Origin of the sequence: Cohnella abietis (assembly GCF_004295585.1) — a bacterium.
GTDB classification, from domain to species: Bacteria; Bacillota; Bacilli; order Paenibacillales; family Paenibacillaceae; genus Cohnella; species Cohnella abietis.
Genome location: NZ_AP019400.1, coordinates 4,687,617 through 4,708,540, shown reverse-complemented (window position 1 = coordinate 4,708,540; position 20,924 = coordinate 4,687,617). Strand labels below are relative to the sequence as shown.

At 45.6% G+C, this 20,924-nt stretch carries 21 protein-coding genes; 17 read left to right on the top strand and 4 right to left on the bottom strand.

The window, feature by feature from the left end; all coding sequences use genetic code 11:
- Positions 1–180 carry a hypothetical protein gene (locus tag KCTCHS21_RS20780; protein ID WP_130612817.1) on the bottom strand — a complete coding sequence of 60 codons (180 nt, stop codon included), beginning with the start codon at positions 178–180 and terminating at the stop codon, positions 1–3.
- 30 nt (positions 181–210) lie between these two features.
- Positions 211–444, bottom strand: coding sequence for a hypothetical protein (locus tag KCTCHS21_RS20775; protein ID WP_130612814.1), 234 nt, complete (start codon positions 442–444; stop codon positions 211–213).
- A gap of 200 nt (positions 445–644) precedes the next feature.
- Between KCTCHS21_RS20775 and KCTCHS21_RS20770 the strand changes: the two genes are divergently transcribed.
- Complete coding sequence (locus KCTCHS21_RS20770) at positions 645–1,361, top strand: class I SAM-dependent methyltransferase (protein WP_130612811.1); 717 nt, start codon at positions 645–647, stop codon at positions 1,359–1,361.
- Between the two features lie 140 nt (positions 1,362–1,501).
- A complete protein-coding gene (locus tag KCTCHS21_RS20765; protein ID WP_130612808.1) occupies positions 1,502–2,248 on the top strand; it encodes a YebC/PmpR family DNA-binding transcriptional regulator in 747 nt (248 codons plus the stop codon).
- A gap of 85 nt (positions 2,249–2,333) precedes the next feature.
- Here KCTCHS21_RS20765 and mnmA read toward each other — a convergent pair whose 3' ends face one another.
- The gene (gene mnmA / locus KCTCHS21_RS20760) at positions 2,334–3,500 is read right to left on the bottom strand and encodes a tRNA 2-thiouridine(34) synthase MnmA (protein ID WP_130612804.1); all 1,167 of its coding nucleotides are present in this window, start codon (positions 3,498–3,500) and stop codon (positions 2,334–2,336) included.
- 232 nt (positions 3,501–3,732) lie between these two features.
- On the opposite strand from mnmA, the gene cymR reads away from it, so the two are divergent.
- The 15 genes from cymR to KCTCHS21_RS20685 all read left to right on the top strand — a co-directional run bounded on the left by cymR (position 3,733) and on the right by KCTCHS21_RS20685 (position 19,682).
- Positions 3,733–4,152 (top strand): cysteine metabolism transcriptional regulator CymR, encoded by a 420-nt coding sequence (gene cymR, locus KCTCHS21_RS20755; protein ID WP_130612800.1) that lies wholly within the window; start codon positions 3,733–3,735, stop codon positions 4,150–4,152.
- Positions 4,153–4,166: 14 nt separating this feature from the next.
- Positions 4,167–5,318, top strand: coding sequence for a cysteine desulfurase family protein (locus tag KCTCHS21_RS20750; protein WP_130612797.1), 1,152 nt, complete (start codon positions 4,167–4,169; stop codon positions 5,316–5,318).
- A gap of 29 nt (positions 5,319–5,347) precedes the next feature.
- Positions 5,348–5,875, top strand: a complete 528-nt coding sequence (locus tag KCTCHS21_RS20745) for a PRC-barrel domain-containing protein (RefSeq protein ID WP_130612794.1) — start codon at positions 5,348–5,350, stop codon at positions 5,873–5,875.
- Positions 5,876–5,888: 13 nt separating this feature from the next.
- Positions 5,889–6,095, top strand: coding sequence for a hypothetical protein (locus KCTCHS21_RS20740; protein WP_130612790.1), 207 nt, complete (start codon positions 5,889–5,891; stop codon positions 6,093–6,095).
- 145 nt (positions 6,096–6,240) lie between these two features.
- A complete protein-coding gene (locus tag KCTCHS21_RS20735; RefSeq protein WP_130612787.1) occupies positions 6,241–7,311 on the top strand; it encodes an AI-2E family transporter in 1,071 nt (356 codons plus the stop codon).
- 343 nt (positions 7,312–7,654) lie between these two features.
- Positions 7,655–10,288, top strand: coding sequence for an alanine--tRNA ligase (gene alaS / locus KCTCHS21_RS20730; protein WP_130616623.1), 2,634 nt, complete (start codon positions 7,655–7,657; stop codon positions 10,286–10,288).
- 109 nt (positions 10,289–10,397) lie between these two features.
- Entirely contained in the window at positions 10,398–10,673 is a 276-nt protein-coding gene (locus KCTCHS21_RS20725; protein ID WP_130612782.1) for an IreB family regulatory phosphoprotein, read from the top strand.
- A 3-nt stretch (positions 10,674–10,676) separates the two neighbouring features.
- On the top strand, positions 10,677–11,090 hold the full coding sequence (gene ruvX / locus KCTCHS21_RS20720) for a Holliday junction resolvase RuvX (RefSeq protein WP_130612778.1): 414 nt from the start codon (positions 10,677–10,679) through the stop codon (positions 11,088–11,090).
- A 9-nt stretch (positions 11,091–11,099) separates the two neighbouring features.
- Entirely contained in the window at positions 11,100–11,411 is a 312-nt protein-coding gene (locus KCTCHS21_RS20715; RefSeq protein WP_130612775.1) for a DUF1292 domain-containing protein, read from the top strand.
- Positions 11,412–11,454: 43 nt separating this feature from the next.
- Entirely contained in the window at positions 11,455–11,766 is a 312-nt protein-coding gene (locus KCTCHS21_RS20710; RefSeq protein WP_130612772.1) for a DUF1292 domain-containing protein, read from the top strand.
- Positions 11,767–11,835: 69 nt separating this feature from the next.
- A complete protein-coding gene (gene mltG / locus KCTCHS21_RS20705; protein ID WP_130612769.1) occupies positions 11,836–13,134 on the top strand; it encodes an endolytic transglycosylase MltG in 1,299 nt (432 codons plus the stop codon).
- Positions 13,135–13,272: 138 nt separating this feature from the next.
- A complete protein-coding gene (locus KCTCHS21_RS20700; RefSeq protein ID WP_232057907.1) occupies positions 13,273–14,187 on the top strand; it encodes a peptidase U32 family protein in 915 nt (304 codons plus the stop codon).
- 24 nt (positions 14,188–14,211) lie between these two features.
- A complete protein-coding gene (locus KCTCHS21_RS20695) occupies positions 14,212–15,471 on the top strand; it encodes a peptidase U32 family protein (RefSeq protein WP_130612763.1) in 1,260 nt (419 codons plus the stop codon).
- Between the two features lie 166 nt (positions 15,472–15,637).
- Complete coding sequence (locus tag KCTCHS21_RS20690; protein ID WP_130612760.1) at positions 15,638–17,752, top strand: methyl-accepting chemotaxis protein; 2,115 nt, start codon at positions 15,638–15,640, stop codon at positions 17,750–17,752.
- Between the two features lie 121 nt (positions 17,753–17,873).
- The gene (locus tag KCTCHS21_RS20685) at positions 17,874–19,682 is read left to right on the top strand and encodes a peptidoglycan D,D-transpeptidase FtsI family protein (protein ID WP_130612757.1); all 1,809 of its coding nucleotides are present in this window, start codon (positions 17,874–17,876) and stop codon (positions 19,680–19,682) included.
- Here KCTCHS21_RS20685 and KCTCHS21_RS20680 read toward each other — a convergent pair.
- Complete coding sequence (locus tag KCTCHS21_RS20680) at positions 19,642–20,787, bottom strand: AI-2E family transporter (protein WP_130612754.1); 1,146 nt, start codon at positions 20,785–20,787, stop codon at positions 19,642–19,644. The genes KCTCHS21_RS20685 and KCTCHS21_RS20680 overlap by 41 nt on opposite strands.
- Between the last annotated feature and the right edge of the window lie 137 nt (positions 20,788–20,924).

The window sequence follows — 20,924 nt, the reverse complement described above, 5'->3', positions numbered from 1 at the left end:
TTAGGCACCCGCTCGGAAGAAGCTATAAACAATGAGGAAAAAGGCGAAAATCACAAGACCAATAGATATAATAGCCATTGGTCTACGCATGGCTTGAGGAATCCGCTCACGCGACATAATAAGTACAACAGCCAAACCAAATGAAGATATGATAAAAATAATATTCGTTTCGGTCATCATCGAGCGGAGCCTCGTTTCCTTTTAACAGAATTAAATTTCTTTCAGCTTTTCCATTGTTAGGCGTAAGCCTTCTTCGCCATCTGGGAAGTCAATGGGTAGAAATCTTTTTTCTGCCCAATCCATCAATTGGGGGCGGCTAAGGAATTTATGACAAACCTCACCCCACTGATCTGATATTTCACGGACGACAAGTGTTTTTCCTTGAACCTCTACAGTTAGCATATTAAAGTTGTCGTGCTTATAGACAGTATGTTTAGTGAACATGGGAGTCTCCTGATCTGGGCAGTTATTGCCGTTTTTCTCATCATAGAGAAGATAGCCGGAGAAATCAACGTAGTGATGGAAATTAGAGGTTGACAGTTAAGAGTGCATATGGGATTCTAATGGGAATTCACAAGAGTGAATGAAGAAGAGAAGACGAGCTGAGAAGAGACGAGAAGGATGAGCTGAGAGGAGAAAAGAAGATGGGAAAAAAAGAAGGATTAGCTGGCTACCCGCAAACAGGGGTGGCATCAACCTGCCGTTCGTATGAAGAGTATTGTGCGATGTTTAAGCTGTCGGATGCGGAATTAATGGGTGGTCCGGTGTTAGATGTTGCAGGAGGAGCATCTTCCTTTACTGCACATCTGATTGCAAGGGGAGTGCCTGCGGTTGCCGTTGACCCTTTTTATGAGGGAGTGACTGAGGAAGTCATTACAAAGGCATACGAGGAAATTGCGGTTTCATCTGCGAAAATTGCCGCTAATGCCGGAGCTTACGATTGGAGCTTCTACGGTTCACCTGAGCAGCACCGAAATATACGAGAGCGTTCCTTAACCTTGTTTAACGAGGATTTCCGCAGAGAGGATGCACGGACGAGATATTTATCCGCATCTTTACCTCATCTGCCTTTTGAAGATAATAGCTTTGAACGGATTTTTTGCAGTCACTTTTTATTTTTATATGCCGATTCGTTCGGGGTACCTTTTCACACAGCCTCCATCAAGGAGATGCTTCGTGTGCTTAAGCCTGGCGGCGAGCTAAGAATATATCCTCTTGTTACACTGAAATGGGAGCCATGCGCTTTTATTCCGGAAATACTAACAGAGCTTGGTGATTTCGTAGAAGCTGAATTTTTACCAACCGATTTGCCTTTTGTTCCAGTCCCAAGCTCCTTGCTAAGACTTGTGAAATTGGCGTAAGTGTTATACTTGAACAAACAACGAGACCTCTGGCTAAGGCTGGGGGTCTTTCTCGTCAATACCTTTGACCATGCCAGCGGCGAAATGGTACACTATTTCTAGAATTTATTGATACTAATGTCTCACGGGGGTAAATTGTTATGCCAAAATTTAAGCTTTTTGCTGGCCGTAAAGGCAAAGCGGATCAAGCTAAAAACAATCGTTTTGTTAAGCTGGCTCGTGATATTTATGTGCAGGCTAGGAGGGGCGGAACAAACCCTGATGCCAATTATGGTCTCAAAACAGCGATTGCTAATGCTCGTGCGATCCAAATGCCGGCAGATAATATTGAAAGAGCGATTAAAAAAGCGGCTGGTGGAGCCGATAGCGTCGATTATGAGGACGTACTATATGAAGGATATGGTCCTGGTGGTGTAGCGATTATGGTCAAGTGTCTAACCGACAATCGTAATCGTACAGCAGCGGATGTTCGTTCTATATTTGGCAAACGCGGTGGGAATCTAGGGGAGTCCGGCTGTGTCGCATATATGTTCGATCAGAAGGGCTTGTTAGTCGTCTTGCGAGACGAGGACAATGAGATTGACGAGGACGGCTTCATGATGGAGGCTGTGGAGGCTGGCGCGGAGGATGTCGTTAGCGGTGAAGAGAGCTTCGAGGTCATTACTGCACCTGAAGACTTCGATTCTGTGAAGGGCAAGCTTGAAGCGGCAGGCTACACCTTTGAAACAGCGGGCGTACGTTGGTTGCCTCAAAATACAGTAGCTGCTGATGGAGACAATGCGGACAAGCTGCTTAGAATGATGGACGCTTTCGAGGATAATGACGATGTTCAGGACGTCTACCATAACTTTGAGATCAGTGACGATGAGATGAGCCGATTGGGATAATGCCTTGAGTTCTTCTCAACATTTAGCTATAGCACATAAAGAGAGACCGCAGCTAATTCGCCGCGGTCTCTCTTTATGTCTATTATTAGCTTGAAGCAGTAGCTTTAGCGGGCTCCAGCATCTGGACCTTATCGATGGTACCGCCTCCGAGGCAGGTTTCATCTTGGTAGAACACGACTGCCTGACCGGGTGTAATGGCTTTCTGTGGAGTGTCGAAGGTGACTTGGTAAACACCATCTCCCTGAGGAGTCAGAGTAACGCCTTGATCCTGCTGGCGATAACGGAATTTAGCTGTGCACCTTACGGGAGTCGTTGGCACTTCAGGGCTAATCCAGTTGACTTCGGTTGCCGTTAAACTAATGGAATATAGACTTACGTGCGCATCTCCTTGCACGACATACAGGGTATTGCTTTCTAAATCCTTGTTCACCACAAACCAAGGCTCGCCGCTTCCAGATCCACCAATTCCTAAACCCTGTCTTTGTCCTAGGGTGTAGTACATAAGCCCGTCATGCCGGCCTTTGACCTCTCCAGAAGCAATATCAACCATATTGCCGGGCTTAGCTGGTAAATATTGACTGAGGAATTCCTTGAAGTTACGCTCGCCAATGAAGCAGACGCCTGTGCTGTCGCGTTTGGTAGCTGTTGCCAAGCCTGCAGCTTCTGCAATTTTGCGGACATCTGGCTTATTAAGGTGACCTATTGGAAACATAGCGTGCGATAGCTGTGACTGATTAAGCGCGTGGAGGAAATAGGATTGATCCTTATTTGAATCAACACCACGTAACAGAGAATATTTACCATCGCGGAAATCTACTCGGGCATAATGACCAGTTGCGATAACCTCTGCACCTAAATCCAACGCTTTTTGTAAAAATTCGCCGAACTTAATTTCACGATTGCACATGACATCGGGATTTGGAGTTCTTCCACGGCGATATTCCTCAAGGAAATATTCAAATACCTTGTCGCGATATTCCTCTTCGAAATTGACTGTATAATAAGGGATTCCGATTTGGTTGCAAACCCGTCGTACATCCTCGGCATCTTCCTCCGCGGTACATACGCCGAATTCATCCGTATCGTCCCAATTTTTCATGAATACTCCAATTACATCATAGCCTTGCTGCTTCAGAAGCAGTGCCGTAACAGAAGAGTCCACTCCGCCTGACATGCCAACGACGACACGGACCTTGGATGGATCTTTAAATCTTTCTTCTTGTGAGGGCAAGGCTTGATTAAGACTTTCCATAGTTCATCTCTCCTTACTGCTTACAGATCCCATTGCGCTTCCCATTTTAGCATATTAGAAGTTATTTCTCACTCTAGTTATACCTTTCATGAATATGTCATGTTTTTTTTGACCAAAAAGGATATAGATGTGATAACATAGATTTAATATGGGGATACCCCCTATTTAACAATGTTTGTAAGTCACAAATAGTAGCTAAATTATAACAAATAGCATGAAAGCAGGTGTTATCTTGAAAATTTCGACGAAAGGCCGCTATGGCTTAACGATCATGATGGAACTTGCGGCTAAATTCGGCGAAGGGCCGATCTCATTAAAAAGCATCGCAGAAAAGAATAACCTATCTGAGCACTATCTCGAGCAATTGATTGCTCCATTACGTAATGCTGGACTCGTAAAGAGTGTAAGAGGAGCATACGGCGGGTATATTCTGTCGAAGGAGCCGGATACGATTTCTTCGGGAGATGTTATTCGGATACTTGAAGGGCCGATCAGCCCAGTCGATTTCACAGAAGAGGACGATCCGGCGAAACGGGACTTGTGGTTACGTATCCGTGATAGCATCGCAGGGGTTCTTGATTCCACGACTCTCAGTGATTTGATTCATTTTAAAGGCGCGGACAAGCTGGATAATTACATGTTTTACATTTAGAAGAAGGTGCAGGCATGACATCCATTTATTTCGATCACGCAGCAACGACAGCTATGGATCCAGAAGTTATTAGTGCATATGTTGCTGCGGCAAATAATGGTCCGGGAAACCCCTCAAGCTTGCACGCTCTAGGGCGATCAGCAAGAGAGCAGATTGCCGCAGCTAGAGATTGCTTTGCAGAAATACTGAATTGCCAGGCTTCTGAGATTGTGTTCACTGGAAGTGGAACGGAAAGCGATAATTCCGCATTGTTCGGAGCAGCCCACGCGCAGCTCAAGCGAGGAAGAAAAGGTATTGTAACAACGGCAGTTGAACATCACGCCGTATTGCACGCTTGCCGTCAGTTAGAGGCACAAGGCTTCTCTCTGACGGTATTGCCTGTCGATGAGTTTGGTCGTGTTGCATTAGAGGACGCGAAGGCTGCCATTAATGACACAACAGCTGTTGTAAGCATTATGGCTGGCAATAATGAAACTGGAACACTACAGCCGATTGCCGAAATCGGCGAATGGGCTCGCAAGCATAAAGCTTTAATGCATGTGGATGCTGTACAGGCATTTGGTTACACTCCTTTTGATTTAGGGCAGCTCCCTATTGATTTTCTCAGTTTATCCGCTCACAAAATCAACGGGCCTCAAGGTGTTGGCTTGTTATATATCCGCAAAGGCTCACCGTACCAGCCTATGCTATTCGGAGGCTCTCAGGAGCGCAATCGAAGAGCTGGAACCGAGAATGTTGCTGGAATTGTTGCCTTCGCTAAAGCGGCACAATTAGCAAGCGAGAAGCTTCAGATAAGGCGAGAGCATGCTGAGATGATGCGGACCGCCCTGCTAGAAGGATTAGCAGAGCAACTAGGAGCAGATCATTTCGTGCTCAACGGGCATTTGGAGTATCGTCTCCCGCATATTCTGAATGTGAGCTTTATTGGACTTTCCTCGGAGAGCATGCTAATGAATCTTGATCTTGAAGGCGTAGCGGCTTCTGGGGGATCTGCTTGTACTTCGGGCTCCTTAAAACCCTCGCATGTTTTATCGGCAATGAACTTTTCTTCTGAAAGATTGTTATCCGCCGTACGATTTAGCTTCGGTTTGGGTAATACTAGAGAAGAAGCCGATAAAACGGCTAAAATAACTGCAACCATTTCGGCGCGTTTACGTAATAGATAGTAGGCGTTGAAATTGCTAGGAGCCCGGTTATGATCCAGGTGCAACGGATTCTCGGTTTACCGGTGCTGCTCGAAAACGGCAAATGCATTGGGAAAATCAAAGATTTATGGTTTGATGAGTTTTGGAAGCTGGTAGGTGTTATTCTAGACACATATGCCAGAATCGGAATTCGTAAAATTCCCAAGATCGTCTATTGGGAACATATTCTTCATTGCGGTGAGGATGCCCTGTTGATTCGCAACAGTTCAGTCATTGTGACTAAAGATAACAAACAACTGCTGCGGACATTTCATACCGGAGTCATTCGGTTGAAGGATATGCCTGTCTACACGATTGAAGGACAACATTTAGGTGAAGTGTCGGACGTTTACATTAGACCGTTCGAGGGTACACAAATAATAGGATACGAGTTGACGGACGGATTTCTCGCGGACGTGTTCGAGGGAAGGCGGAAGCTGTTTCTGCCAGATGCCGAGAATATGACCTTGGGCGAGGACGCCATTCTGGTACCTGCTTCTTGCGAGCGGATACTTCGAGAAACCATACGCGGAAAGTGACAGGTGAAGACGGATGAGATGCCCGAATTGCAGTTCTAAAGACATAGGGAAGATTGGTTCCCATCAATTTTATTGCTGGAGCTGTTTTATTGAATTGACGGTTAACGGCGAAAAAATGTCGGTATATCAAGTAGAGGAAGACGGGACGTTAAGCTCTCTTGACGATTTGTTCTTCGAAGATCCGATGCCAGTGGAACAGATTCATGCGAACGGAATGTGATTTTAGCTTTAATATGAGGCACTCTGATACTCCAAGTGGAGAATTAGGGTGCTTTTTTGTTTTTCTATGGTTTACCGATTCGGACAAGTACATATACTGAACAAGAACGCTTTAAGTTGGGTGAGGTTAACCTGGAGGTGGAACAATGGGCAGGTTTACTGAGAGCCGCTTGTTTACTGTGCTTATATACACCATACTTTGCTTGTTCGTATTGTTCCTTGTGGTGCTAGTGCGACCGATGCTTTTATCCGTCTATGACTTTCTGAAGGCAGTCCTGGCGCCGTTCCTTGTGGCGATGATCATTTCTTATTTGCTCAATCCTATCGTCAACCTGCTGCATGATCGCAAGGTTCCTCGGACAGCTGCTGTGTTACTTATATACGCTGTATTTATATCGGTTTCAGTCGTCATTCTGATGAATGTTATTCCGATGTTTATGAATCAAGTTGAGGAATTAAGTGAGCATATGCCCGATCTAACGATGAGAGCGCAAAGCATTGTTGATCATTTCAACAATAATAATGTGCTACCTGAGAGCGTTCGAGATGGAATCAATAGCTCGATTAGCAGCTTGGAAAAACAGGTGGAGAAACGTATAGCGGATTTTCTAAACAATCTAGGCGCTGTCGTTAACGTGCTGTTTATTTTGATGATTGTTCCTTTTCTAGCCTTTTACATGATGAAGGATTTGAACGTTTTTGAACGAGCAGCACTGCAGTATGTCCCACGAGCGAGCCGCAAGCATGCGATTAGGCTAATGAAGGACATAGATACAGCCTTAGGCAGCTACATACGTGGACAGCTTATTGTTTCCTTATGCATTGGAGTGCTAGCATACATCGGTTATCTTATTATCGGTATGCCTTATCCTTTGCTGATGGCTGGGTTTGTTTCGTTGTTTGATATTATTCCGTATTTAGGACCATTTTTTGGAGCACTGCCCGCATTGCTGATGGCGACAACGATATCTTGGAAAATGGTGCTGATGGTCATTATTGTCAACATGATCTGCCAAAATCTAGAGAGTAATGTAATAAGTCCGCAGGTTGTCGGTAAGTCCATGAGAATGCATCCACTCACGATTATTTTGGTACTGCTTATCGGAGGGCAGCTTGCAGGAATTGCAGGGATGATACTCGCTGTTCCCTTCTATGCGGCTATGAAGGTTGTCGTTCAGCATGTGTCTGCCTACTACATTCACAGAAAAACCGTTTGACAGCGCGGAAAGCCGTTGACTATAATCTATATATTCATCATATTGGAACACGTTGACGAGACAATAGTACCTTGTAGACCGCATGACCAGAGAGAAGATTTCAAGCCGAACTCCTACTAATGGGGAATATTAACGGCTTGGCTGAGAAAATCTTCGTTGCGAAGGGCGAGGGAAGCTGGTTTCGGAGTGCGGATTGAAATCCGTCGGCTAGGGCCGTTATCCCGGTAAAGAGGAGATTGTATTCACCATGAGTACAATAACCAGGGTGGTACCGCGAAGCTATTCGTCCCTGATTTCAGGGGCGATTTTTTTAGTTATTTAAGGAGGATTCCTAATGAAACCAATGAAGGCAGCAGAAATACGCAGCAAATGGCTGGCGTTCTTCGAAAGCAAAGGTCATAGAATCGAACCAAGCGCACCGCTAGTTCCGCATAACGATCCGTCCTTGTTATGGATTAATGCAGGAATGGCACCGCTTAAAGCTTATTTTGACGGAAGAGTCGTTCCAGAAAATCCAAGAATCACGAACTCTCAGAAGTGTATTCGTACGAATGATATTGAGAATGTTGGTAAAACTCGTCGGCACCATACCTTTTTTGAGATGCTCGGCAATTTCTCCATAGGTGATTATTTTAAGGAAGAAGCTATTACTTGGGCGTGGGAATTTCTGACAAGCCCTCAATGGATCGGCTTTGACCCAGAGAAGCTTTCTGTAACGGTATATCCTGAGGATCAAGATGCTTACCGGATATGGAACGAGAAGATTGGTCTGCCATCTGAGAGAATCGTTAAGCTGCAGGACAACTTCTGGGATATTGGCGAAGGCCCATGCGGACCGTGTACAGAAATTTTCTATGATCGTGGAGACAAGTATGGAAGCCTTTCCGATCCAGATTGTACGACAGGCGGAGAGAACGAGCGGTTCCTTGAAGTATGGAATGTTGTTTTCTCTGAATTTAATCACAACAAAGACGGTAGCTATACTCCGCTTCCGAATAAGAATATCGATACTGGAGCTGGACTTGAAAGGTTCGCATCCATCTTGCAGGATGTAGATTCTAACTTCGATACGGACTTGTTCATACCGTTGATTGAACGCGCTAGTGGCATTGCGGGTGTGAAATATAAAGTAAATGAGGAGCACGATGTAGCTCTTAAGGTTATAGCAGACCATATTCGTACAGTAGCTTTCTCTGTAGGTGATGGAGTATCTCCTTCCAACGATGGACGTGGCTATGTTATTCGCCGTCTGCTTCGTCGCGCTGTTCGTTACGGTAAGGTCATTGGTATTGATCGTCCGTTCCTTTGGGAGCTTACTGCAACAGTTGGTGAAGTTATGGGGAGCTACTACCCTGAAGTTGTTGAAAAACGTGAATTTATTGAGAAGGTTATTCGTACAGAGGAAGAGCGTTTCCACGAAACCTTAACAGATGGGCTGGGGATACTGGCTGACTTATGCAAGAAGGCACGTGCCGAGGGACTTACTGCAATTGAAGGTAGGGATGCCTTCAAGCTGTATGACACATATGGCTTCCCATTTGATTTAACTGAAGATTACGCTACGGAGCAAGGAATGACAGTCGACCGTGAAGGCTTTGATGCTGCGATGCAGGAGCAACGGGACCGTGGTCGTTCTACGCGTCAGGAAACTGACAGCATGAAGGTGCAAGGCGGACCTTTGGCTGACTATACAGATAAAAGTGAATTTGTCGGTTACGATGGATTAACTGCTGAGGCTCGCGTTATTGCTATTGTGGCGGATAATGAGTTCGTCGAATCTGCAGGCGTAGACCAGAAGGTATTCGTTGTGCTCGATCGTACTCCGTTCTATGCGGAGAGCGGCGGACAGGTTAGCGACCGTGGAGTGTTAATCGGTAAAGACCTTAATGCCGAGGTTAGCGGAATGAGCAAGGCACCGCATGGACAGCCTGTTCATCAGGTGCTTGTAACAGGAGGAGTGCTGCGTGTCGGTGATACATTGACAGCTACGGTTGATGCTTCGGATCGCGGCGCCATCGTCCGTAACCACACAGCCACTCATTTGCTACACAGAGCATTGAAGGACGTTCTAGGTGAGCATGTTAACCAAGCAGGCTCTCTCGTGGACCCTGAAAGACTCCGTTTTGACTTCTCGCACTTCGGTGCGATTACTGCCGAAGAGCTAGCGGACGTGGAACGACGCGTTAATGAACAAATTTGGATTGGAACTGAGCTCGATATAGGCTTTAAGCCTATTGCAGAGGCCAAAGCGCTTGGAGCAATGGCATTGTTCGGTGAGAAATACGGAGATATTGTTCGGGTAGTTCGAGTCGGCAATTATAGTCTAGAGCTCTGCGGAGGCTGTCATGTCACCAATACCTCACAGATTGGACTGTTTAAGCTAGTAAGCGAAGGCGGAATCGGCTCTGGTGTTCGCCGTATTGAAGCTGTAACAGGTCGCAATGCTTATAATTACCTGGATGATCAAATTAGCATCTTAAAGAATGCAGCTGCCCAGTTAAAATGCGGAGTTAATGATGTTGCTAAGCGTGTCGAATCTGTTCAGGGCGAGGTTCGCCAGCTTCAGCGGGACAATGAGTCTCTTCAAGGCAAGCTTAGCCGTTTAGAGGCAGCAGATCTTGTTTCAGCAGCTAAAACGGTTGGAGGAGTTACTCTTTTGGCTACGCAGGTCCAAGCAGGAAATATGGACGTGCTTCGTGGCATTGCCGACGAGCTCAAGCTAAAGCTCGGCTCAGCAGTTCTCGTACTTGGCGCTGCTTCTGAGGACAAGGTGAATTTTGTTGTTGCTGTAACTTCTGATCTAGTTCCACAAGGATTGCACGCGGGCAAGCTCATTAAAGAAGTCGCAGCTATTTGCGGAGGCGGTGGCGGCGGTAAGCCAGAGCTGGCTCAAGCAGGCGGCAAAGATCCATCCAAATTATCTGAGGCATTAGCAGCTGTTGAGCAGCTAGTTCTAGCTCAGGTCTCAGGGAAATAGTGTTAAACTATTGATGGTGGGTAGGCAGTAATTTCCTGTCCACCTTAGAATATGTTATTATAAATGTAAGTGTCTTAAAGTTGGTCAGCGAAAACGAGGTGCTATAGAGATGAGCTCATCGGACAATAACCATCTGGACCATACGGTCAAGTTTAACGTCGTTGCGGATCCCCAGGAAGTTTCGTCACGCGACATATTATTTACTGTGCACGATGCTTTGGTGGAGAAAGAGTACCATCCTATCAACCAGATCGTCGGCTATCTGCTTTCTGGCGACCCGGCCTTTATCCCCCGTCACAATAATGCGCGCAGTCTGATTCGCAAGAAGGAACGTGACGAATTAATTGAAGAACTCGTTCGTTTCTATCTTCAGCAGAATCGATAGCCCATGAGAATTATGGGTTTGGACTATGGGGAAAGACGGATCGGTGTTGCCATGAGCGATTTATTCGGGTGGACTGCTCAGGGTACAGAGGTTATCGATCAGAAGATTGTTAAAGATCCTATGGTTCGTATTGCCGAATTAGTCAAAGAATATGAAGTAGAGAGTATTGTTGTGGGTTTACCTAAGAACATGAATGGTTCGATCGGCCCAAGTGGGGAAAATTGTATCGAATTCGCAGATCAACTGAAGCAGAAACTATCCTTACCCGTTAATATGTGGGATGAGAGGTTGACGACAGTATCTGCGGAGCGTACATTACTTGAAGCTGATGTTAGCAGAGCGAAGCGTAAGAAAGTCATCGACAAGATGGCAGCCGCAATATTATTGCAAAGCTATCTTGATTCAATATCGAAATGAGGAATGGTCATGACAGACTTGATTAACAACGAAGAAGAAGCAGAAATTATTTATATCGCGGATGATGAGGGTAATGATGAAGCATTTGAAGTCATCATGCGTTTTGAATTAGACGACGGTACGGATCGCAAATACTTAATGGTTGTCCCTGCAGAAGAGGATGGCGATGAAGAGCAAGAGGTGTTTGCTTTCCGTTATGAGGAAGAGAATGAAGAAATCAAATTGTTCCCTATTGAGGATCAAGCAGAGTGGGACATGGTAGAAGAAACCTTCAATACCTTAATTGGTGAGTTCGACGCAGCTGAAGAAAATAAAGGCTAAGCCGAACATACGGCAAAGCAAGGCTTCGGGAGGTTAATTCTAAATGCCACACAATAATAAAGCTCCAAGTGAGCTATCAGCATTACGACAAGCATTTGGAGATCAAGTTGAGCTACATGGCGAGGATGGCACGGCTCAGTCTTATCACATACTGTCCGAGCTAACCGTGAATGGCAGAGATTATGTTATTCTGCAATCGGAAGCTATGAAGCAAGACGATGATTTCGAAGTGTTTCGAGTAATCGGGGACACAAGCGGAGATGTTCAGCTTGAAACGATTTCGGATGAAGAAGAATGGGAGCTCGTTGCCGAAGCTTTCGACGATTCTCAGTTTGGCAGTGACGACCAGCCTTAAGTATGAGTGACAAGGGAGCGGGCGACCGCTCTTTTTTACGAATACGGGGCTTGCTGGAGGGGAAAAGGCGTGGACAGAGATGATGAGCCGACATCACAAGGTTGGAAATCCATATACGGCAATAAGATAACGGACGATGAGAGCAAGGAGAAGGGAACAGGCGAAACAGCTGCAGCTACGGAATCAAGCATTCCACCAGGCGGTAGACTGTCGAATTCGACTCCTATGCGTTCATCGAGTAAGCGTACTCCAGAGGAGCCGGTTGAAACTGCACGTACACAGAGCTTTCCTGCCGTCCGCCGTCGTAAGCCTCGGGTATTGCTATGGTCCTTTCTAATCGCTTCAGGATTAGTATTGTCTGTTTTGGTGGGAGTTTTGTTATATTTATGGAATGGTCTTAGAGCGCCTGCAGCATCCGCTACGCCGGTAAAAATAACGATAAGCAGCGGCATGCGTGCTCAGAAGGTTGCGGAAGAGCTAGAGCAAAATGGACTTATACGAAGTTCTTTTCTTTTTAGCGTTTGGCTCAAGATGCAGGGTGAAGGCTCGAAATTCCAAGCAGGAGTTTATGAGCTTACGCCAGGCCTGACCCGAGATGAAATCGTCACAAAACTGAATAATGGTGACATTATTGCAGGGGCTACAATCCGATTTACGATACCAGAAGGTTTTACGGTACAGCAAATCGCGACAAGGCTTGCGGATATAGCGGGTATAGACAAGGCTAAGTTTATAGAAGCAGCTGGAAAGCCACAACAATTAACTGGCTCCTTATGGACTAAAAATTTACCATCCGATAACAGCCTAAGGTTTCCGTTAGAAGGATATTTATTCCCGGAAACGTATGAGATGAAGAGTGGTAGCACCGAAGTCGACCTTATCAATCGTATGCTCTCAGAGCTTGATCACAAGCTTGATCAGTTGCCAGAGGATTGGCAGATCGTCTTAGAGGAACGTGGACTTACCGTTCATCAGCTGTTGACGATTGCTTCCTTAGTGGAGCGAGAGGTCGTTATTGATGAGGAGCGTCCGATCGTCGCAAGCGTTATTCAGAATCGTCTGAAGAAGAAAATGCCTTTGCAAATCGACGCTACGATTCAATATTTGCTTGATAAGCAGAAGGAACGACTGTTAAATGCTGATCTCAAGGTGAACAGCCCGTACAATACTTACGTAAATCAGGGACTACCTCCAGGACCGATTGCCAGCCCGAGCTTGAAATCAATCGAAGCAGCGTTGTACCCGGAGAAAACGGATTACTTCTACTACGTTACGAAAAAAGACGGAACAAATAGTCATCTATTCGCTGTAACGTACAAGCAGCATCAAAAAAATATTACTTTAAGTGAGAAAAACGTCAAAAAATAATAAAGACGCGTTTGATAGACGATGACGCGCTCCGGCCCGGCGAGCTTATGCAATGCACTTAATCATGTGCTTTGTATAAAGGGCGCCGGGTCGAAGACTTCCTGGAGGTGTGTATCCATTACAGCCCTAATACCTGAATTGCTCGTATCCGTTGGTTCAATAGAGCAAATAGAACGGTACATTAAAGCAGGAGCTTCAGCCGTGCTAGTGGGTGAATCTCGGTTTGGTATGAGACAGCCGGGAGACATCACTGATATCAATCTGAAGGAAGCAATCGCAGCTGCCCATCGATTAGGTGCGAAAGCTTATGTAAATATGAATAAGCTTTTTCGCAACGACGAGCTACCCTTATTGCCGGAGTATATTACCTTGGCTAATGAAGCCCATGCTGATGCTGTCGTATTCGGAGATCCAGCTGTGTTATTAAACATAAGACAATTTGCACCGAATATGACCTTGCATTGGAATGCAGAGATGACAGGAACCAACTCTGCAGCGGCTTCGTATTGGGGACGACGGGGAGCAGCACGCGCAGTCGTAGCGAGGGAACTCAACGAGGAAGAAATTATTGATTTTAAGAGCAAGGCTGGAATGGAAATTCAAGTTCAGGTTCACGGGGCGACGAATATTTATCATTCTCAGAGAAATCTTGTGCAGAGCTACTTAGATCATCTAGGACGCGAAGTCTCATTAGTTCGCAGAGGCGTAGACGAAGGGTTGTTTTTAGTTGAGGCTGAGCGCCCGGATGAGCGGTTTCCAGTGTATGAGGATAATAATGGTACCCACGTTATGAGTCCAGATGATATATGCTTAATTGAGGCGTTACCAGAGCTTATCCAAGCGGGGGTCGATAGTTTGTACATCGAGTCTCTCCTAAAGTCGGATGATTATAATGAAACTGTTATTAGAAGCTATCGCAAAGCATTAGATCAGTGGAAAGATAATTCTGACGGGTATCGATTTAACCAGCAATGGCTAACAGACATTCAGAAGCTGCAAAATCCCGAGAGAGAGCTTGGGTTCGGATTTTTGTATAAGGAACAGGTTTATTAACGATATTCGTAAGGAGGCACGACAATGAGCCAAGCTCTAGTGCACAATGCGACCCGTGGGACGGGGAAAAGACAGCGGTTAGCAAAGCCTGAGCTACTAGCCCCTGCAGGAAGTCTAGAGAAATTGAAGTTCGCGGTCCATTACGGCGCTGATGCTGTATATATCGGGGGTCAGAAGTATGGTCTCCGGTCGAATGCCGACAACTTCAGCTTCGAAGAAATGCGTGAAGGTGTAGAATTCGCGGCTAAATACGGTGCGAAAGTATTTGTGGCTACGAATATATATGCCCACCAAGAGGATTTAGATGGAATAACCAGTTACCTTAAGGAGCTTGAAGATGCCGGAATCGCTGCGATTATCGCAGCTGATCCAGCTATTGTTGAGCTCGCACAGCAGGTGGCTCCTAAGCTTGAAGTGCATCTAAGCACTCAGCAGTCGACGATGAATTGGCAGGCTGTGCAATTCTGGAAAGAAGAAGGACTGCCCCGCGTCGTGCTTGCTAGGGAAGCTACTATGAACGAAATAAGGGAAATGAAAGCTCGTGTAGATGTGGAGCTCGAGGTTTTTATTCATGGGGCTATGTGCTCTTCTGTATCTGGACGGTGTGTGTTGTCCAATCATTTTACGGATCGCGATTCCAACCGTGGGGGCTGCTGTCAGTCCTGCCGTTGGAAATACGACCTCCACGCCGATGAGCAATCCATCATGGAGCCGGGAGATAATTTATTTACGATGGGCTCCAAGGATCTATGTATGATTCAGCATATTCCCGATTTAATTGAGGCTGGCGTAGACAGCTTTAAGATCGAAGGTCGGATGAAAAGCATTCATTACGTTGCGTCCGTCGTAAATGTGTATCGACAAGCCATTGATGCGTATATGGAAAGTCCTGAGGAGTATGAACTGCTCCCAGAGTGGGTGGAGGATATCGGTAAGGCTGCGAACAGGCCGCTGAATACTGGCTTCTTTTATGCAGTTCCAGGATCGGAGGAGCATATTTATGAGGCAGAGGAAAAGCCTGCGCCTTATGATTTTGCCGCGATTGTGACAGATTACGATGAGGCTACTGGAATCGCAACCGTCCAGCAGCGCAGCCCATTCCGACCAGGAATGGAGGTCGAGTTTTTCGGACCTGGAGGTAGACGGTTTATCCAGCAGGTAACTGAAATAACCGATGAAGAAGGAAATTCGCTTTCCGTCGCTAGGCACCCTCTACAGAAAATACGTATCGCAACATTACAGCCAGTGTCACCGCTAGATTTAATGCGTAAACGATTATCTTAAATTATTTTGATATAAACTAGAGGAATTCAATAGAACTTGTCGAATTTTCTCCAATTAAGTAATAGTTGCCAGCTAAGCGACCGATATATACTTTATGGAGATATTCGGCAAGTTTTTTTCTTGCCGCCAATCAGTCGTCACTACATAGTCGGAGGGTATTAAACAGATGAAGAAATCGTGGCGTGAGCAATTGGAAGCGTTGAATTTGAAGAAGGCATCACAAGGGGTGGGCCGTATTTCTAAGAACGTTGGTGGGCAGCTGAAGAAAACGAAATTTGAAAATCCGATTCGTTCCGTCGGTATGAAATTATTTTTACTTATTTCTTGTAGTATACTGGCTTGCGTATTGTCGTTGGGCTGGTTTTCTTATTCCAAATCCAGTTCCATCATTCAGAGTAAGGTAGCAGATGCAAGCAGTTCGACTGCAGAGCAGACAGCAGGTAAGATATCATTGCTTCTAGAGGGCTATGAAAGACAATCCTTGCAATTCATTACTGATAACTCGTTTCTCAGCTTACTAACAAATTTAACAATCTCGAAGGATGATTATGAGGTTTTTGATACGTCAAGACAGCTTACAGAGAAAATGGGCGGAATTGCAATGGCTGATTCCAGCTATGAATCCATTACTTTAATCCCAGCTGACTTTAAAGGTCAATTCATGACGACTGGCAGCGCGATTAGCAATGATGACATTATCAAATTACCGTTTATTAAAGCTGTAGCTGAGGGTAATGGTAAAGCTGTTTGGTCTCCTACAATGCCATCGGGCTTGGATGGAAACCGCAACGCACCTACTTTTGCTTTGGGAAGAATGCTCAATCAAGGCAAGCCTTATTATTTGATTTTAGAAGTGAAGGCGAAAGTACTTCAGGAAAAGATGAAAACCGTTCAATTCGGGGAAGGCAGCTCTTCCTACATCGTTTCGACTGATGGAACTATCGTTTATGGACCTGATATTAAAAAGTGGGGCTCTAAATACGAATACGAGCTGCCTGGTGATGAGGGCTCTTCAACAATCCGGGTTGATGGGACGAAAACTTTGACCTCGGCGGGCATTCTTGATAATAACAAATGGAAAGTAATAGGCAATATTCCGGTGTCTACACTTGTGAAGGATGCTAAAGCAATTAGCAACCTCACTTGGATAATGTCTTTGGTTGCTGCTCTTATTGCGGCCGGGATTGGCTTAATTGTCATGCGTTCAGTCGGCAGACCACTTGCTCAGCTGCGGACGCTGATGAATGAAGGGGAAAGTGGGAATCTGACCGTTCGTTCAACAATCCGTAAGAAAGACGAAATTGGACAAGTTGCTGATAGCTTTAACCGCATGATGGAGGAGATCACGAAGCTCGTTCGTCAGACTAACCTTTCGGCTCAAGAGGTTCTAGAAACTGCAGCAGCTTTAACGGATTCCTCACGCAAAACAGCTGATGCTGCTAAGGAAATTGCAATAGCTACAGAGGAAATCGCCAATGGAGCTACTAATCTTGCAGTGGAGTCTGAGAAGGGAACGGATTTAACCGTTCAAATCGGTTCTCAGGTTCAGTCTGTTATTGATTCTAATGCGGAGATGGGACAATCGGCCAGTGAGGTAGAGGAAGCAGGTCGTAAAGGCTCGTTGTACATGGGAAGCTTGACTGAGAAAACGGGTCAAACGGAAGAAATGACGCGCTCAATGGTAGAAAAGGTAGACAAACTGAAAGACAGCACACAATCCATTCGCAAAATACTTGATGTGCTTGGCAATATGACTAAGCAAACTAATATTTTGTCCTTGAATGCAACAATTGAGGCCGCAAGAGCAGGAGCGGCAGGAAAAGGCTTCATGGTTGTTGCGGATGAGATTCGTAAGCTGGCAGATCAATCTCGGCAATCGATTGGCGTGGTAGGCGGAATCGTTGAGAATATTTCACGCGAAATCGACGAGACGGTAAATGTGCTATCGGAGGCTTATCCTATATTCCAGGAGCAGATCGAATCTGTTCGGGAAGCCAATCAAATTTTCATTACTGTCCAAGACAACATGGGTGGTTTTGTTAATAGACTTGAATCCGCAACGGATTCGGTTCGTAATCTTGAAGATGCTCAGTTGACGTTATCACTAGCGATGAGTAATGTTAGCGCAGTTGCAGAGGAAGCATCTGCTACGTCTGAAGAGGTTGCATCGCTTAGTAACGAGCAGTTGAACATTAGCGAGGGCTTAGTTCAGCTTTCTAGCAGACTTGAAGCCGTATCGGGCCAATTACGTGAGTCTTTGAGCCGATTTACCGTTTCTTAATCTTCATAAGTAGAAGAAAAGCAGTAGGCAGGGGAGATAGATACCCTGTCTACTGCTTTTTTTATAACAACTATGGAAATAATGAATAGGAAAAGAGGTAAGAGAGAGGGGCTATATTCTCATGAATCGGGAATGGGCTATGCGTGGCATTTATGTGCTGCTGCTATTTGCCATTATATTCGGAATAGAAGGGGCAAGATTAGCTTGGCTTCAGCTTGGCTTAGGAGGGATGCAGGCAGCTAGCAAATCTCTTGCTCAAAGTGCCATCCAGCAGCGCTCCGATGAGCTTCTACTGGATAATGGACGGGGACAGTTTCGTGATCGTAATGGTCGTTTACTAACAGGTATAACAGTGCAAAGCTTAGCGGCTTTTCCAGGCAACGGTATGCCGAGGGGCTCAGAAGAGCAGGTACGATTACTCGCCAATTCACTTGGAGTCGAGCCGTTATGGCTGCATAACTGGTTTAAGGAGCTTAGGGAGCCTGGTGTATGGCAAGAGGAGCATTCCTCTCTGGCAATAAACCTAACGGAGAAGCAGATTAAAGCGGTTGAGCTTTCACATTTACTAGGTGTTACCGTGCTTCCATACCGCAATCGCTATCCGAAAGAAGTGACTCCCATTCACGCTATTGGTTACATCTCCCAGCACCCCGAGCGATTATGGGAGGAGTATGGTCAGCAGCTATTAAACCATCATATGCATGTCACAAATGCCATTGGAGGCGCGGGGTTAGAAAAATCATTAGATCGGTTCATTCAAGGGGTTGCACCTACGAAGGTCATGCAGGTTACGGACGCAACGAGAAAACCTTTAGAAGGTCTTGGGCTAAGAATAACAGCTCCTGACAACCCTCACTTCCCACTGCAGATAACGACAACATTGGATTTAGATATCCAACAGCTAGTACAATCTGTCCTGAGTAGATACGGAATCTCTAAAGGGGCGGCGGTAGTTCTTGATGCTGCTAATGCGGATATTCTAGCAATGGTTTCCGTTCCTAGGTTAGATCCTTATCATGTTAAAGCTACCGGGACAGATGAGCGTAATCAAGCTTTAGCTGCGTCCCCTCCGGGGTCTGTATTCAAAGCGGTAACTCTAGCAGCCGCATTAGAATCAGGTGTTACAACGTGGAAGGAGAGGTTTTATTGCGATGGCCATTATGGAAAATACGGGTTGAAATGCTGGAAGAAGGAAGGGCATGGAGAGTTAACGCTGGAGGAGGCCTTTGCGCAATCGTGTAACGTCGTATTTGCTGAGCTCGCTGAACGGATGGACCCGGCATGGCTTCAAATTACTGCGGAGCGTATGGGGCTTGGGAGGAAGGTCGGCTGGAATACAGATAAATTCATAGATGGCAAACCGTTGCGCCTATTGGGGGAGGAAGAAGCAGGCTCGATATTTCTAAGCAAGCAGGCAGCAAAGGATGGTGGAGTTCGTACAGGTACGGGAATTGGTCAAAGAGACGTGAGGGTGACACCACTTCAGGTTGCCAATATGGCTGTTACAATTTTACATCAAGGGCATGTCTTTTCTCCCAGAATCGTGAAAGAAATTCGATATTCCGATGGGGACTTAATGACCCAGGTGGCTATACAATCTGCAAAATCGAAATACGGCCAGATTGAGCCACAAACAGCGAAGCTGCTCCAACAGGGTATGAGGTCGGTTGTGGTGGCAGGAACTGCCTCAAGCGCTCTTAAGAGCGCTGTATGGCCACTTGCAGGCAAATCAGGCACAGCAGAGCTGGCAGGCAAGCAAAAAGCCCGTAATGACCAATGGTTCGTCGGTTACGGGCCTGTTGCTGGACGGCCGAGATACGCGGTTGCTGTGCTAATCGAAGATCAGCCAGCAGGCTTGCGCAATAAAGCTGCTTCGCTTTTCGGAGCGATTATGGACGGCCTTCGCCTTTTGGAACAACAGAATCATTAGGCTGAGGAGCGAAAGGATGAATCGTGAATTCATCCTTCGGAAAACGGACCCACTTGTGGAGATAGCCTTGGTCATATAACGCTTTAAGCAAAATCATTAAGATAGGTGCTAAGATGAGGCCAGCGACCCCGAATAAAGACAAGGAAACCATCATGAAAGCAAGCATAGTAAAGGCTGATACTCCAACGGTTTGACCGGTAATGCGTGGCTCAAGAAATTGCCTCGTAAGTGTGACGACAAGGAGCAATACAGTAAGCCAAATGGCAAGATTGGTATCGCCTGTGACAAATAAATACACGACCCAAGGTATGAACAGTGTATTGACCCCAAGCAAAGGAAGCACATCGAAAATGCCTGCCAATAATGCGATAGAAAAGGCATTATCCACTCTCAGCGCTAAGAGGGCGATAAATATGACAATAAAGGTGATACTAATAAGCTTCCCTTGTGCTTTGAGGTAGCCTCCAATCCCTTTGAATACATTATTACGGAGAAATTCAAAGGCATTTTTAAATGTCTTGGGAGACTTGTCTGAGCTTAGCTTTTTCCATGTATCAATCTCGATACTCAGGAAATAAGCAAGAATGATTGCAATCGAGAAATTTAACACGAACGAGGAGAAGGAGGTTAAGAAATGAACAAGCCAATTAAGAAAATTGACAGCCCACTTGGCACCTAGATCGGTAATGAATGCTGTAGCTTCCGTTATTTTTTCCGTAACACCGGCTGGCAAAGACTCAATTCCTCCTTGCATATTGCCGGTAATCGTTGCAATTTGATCCTTCAGGAGCTCTTGATAATGAGGAAGATCCTTAATGAGCTGAGTGATTTGCACAATAAAGATATAACCTAACCCTAAAAATAAAGCCAGAATAAACATGGTAAAAAGAAGTACGCTTATTCCTGAGGCGATCGCTTTTCGAATTCCCCAACGATTAAGTAATTTGGCAAGAGGCTCGATGCACCAAAAAACAACAAAGGATAAAAAAACGGGAGTAGCAAGGTTGTACAAATAGCTGAAAACATACATCGTTAACCAAACCGTTAAAACAATGATGCCGATATCGAATGCAGTTCGCCAATACTTCTGATACAAGGAAAACATTTGATTATCCACCTTTTCCACGCACGATCTATCGCACGCCTGTCCCATTTTTATTTTTATTGTACACGATTACAAAAAAGATGCCTATACCATGCCTATTTTGCAGTGGGGTATGATAAAATAGAAGATATAAGCGC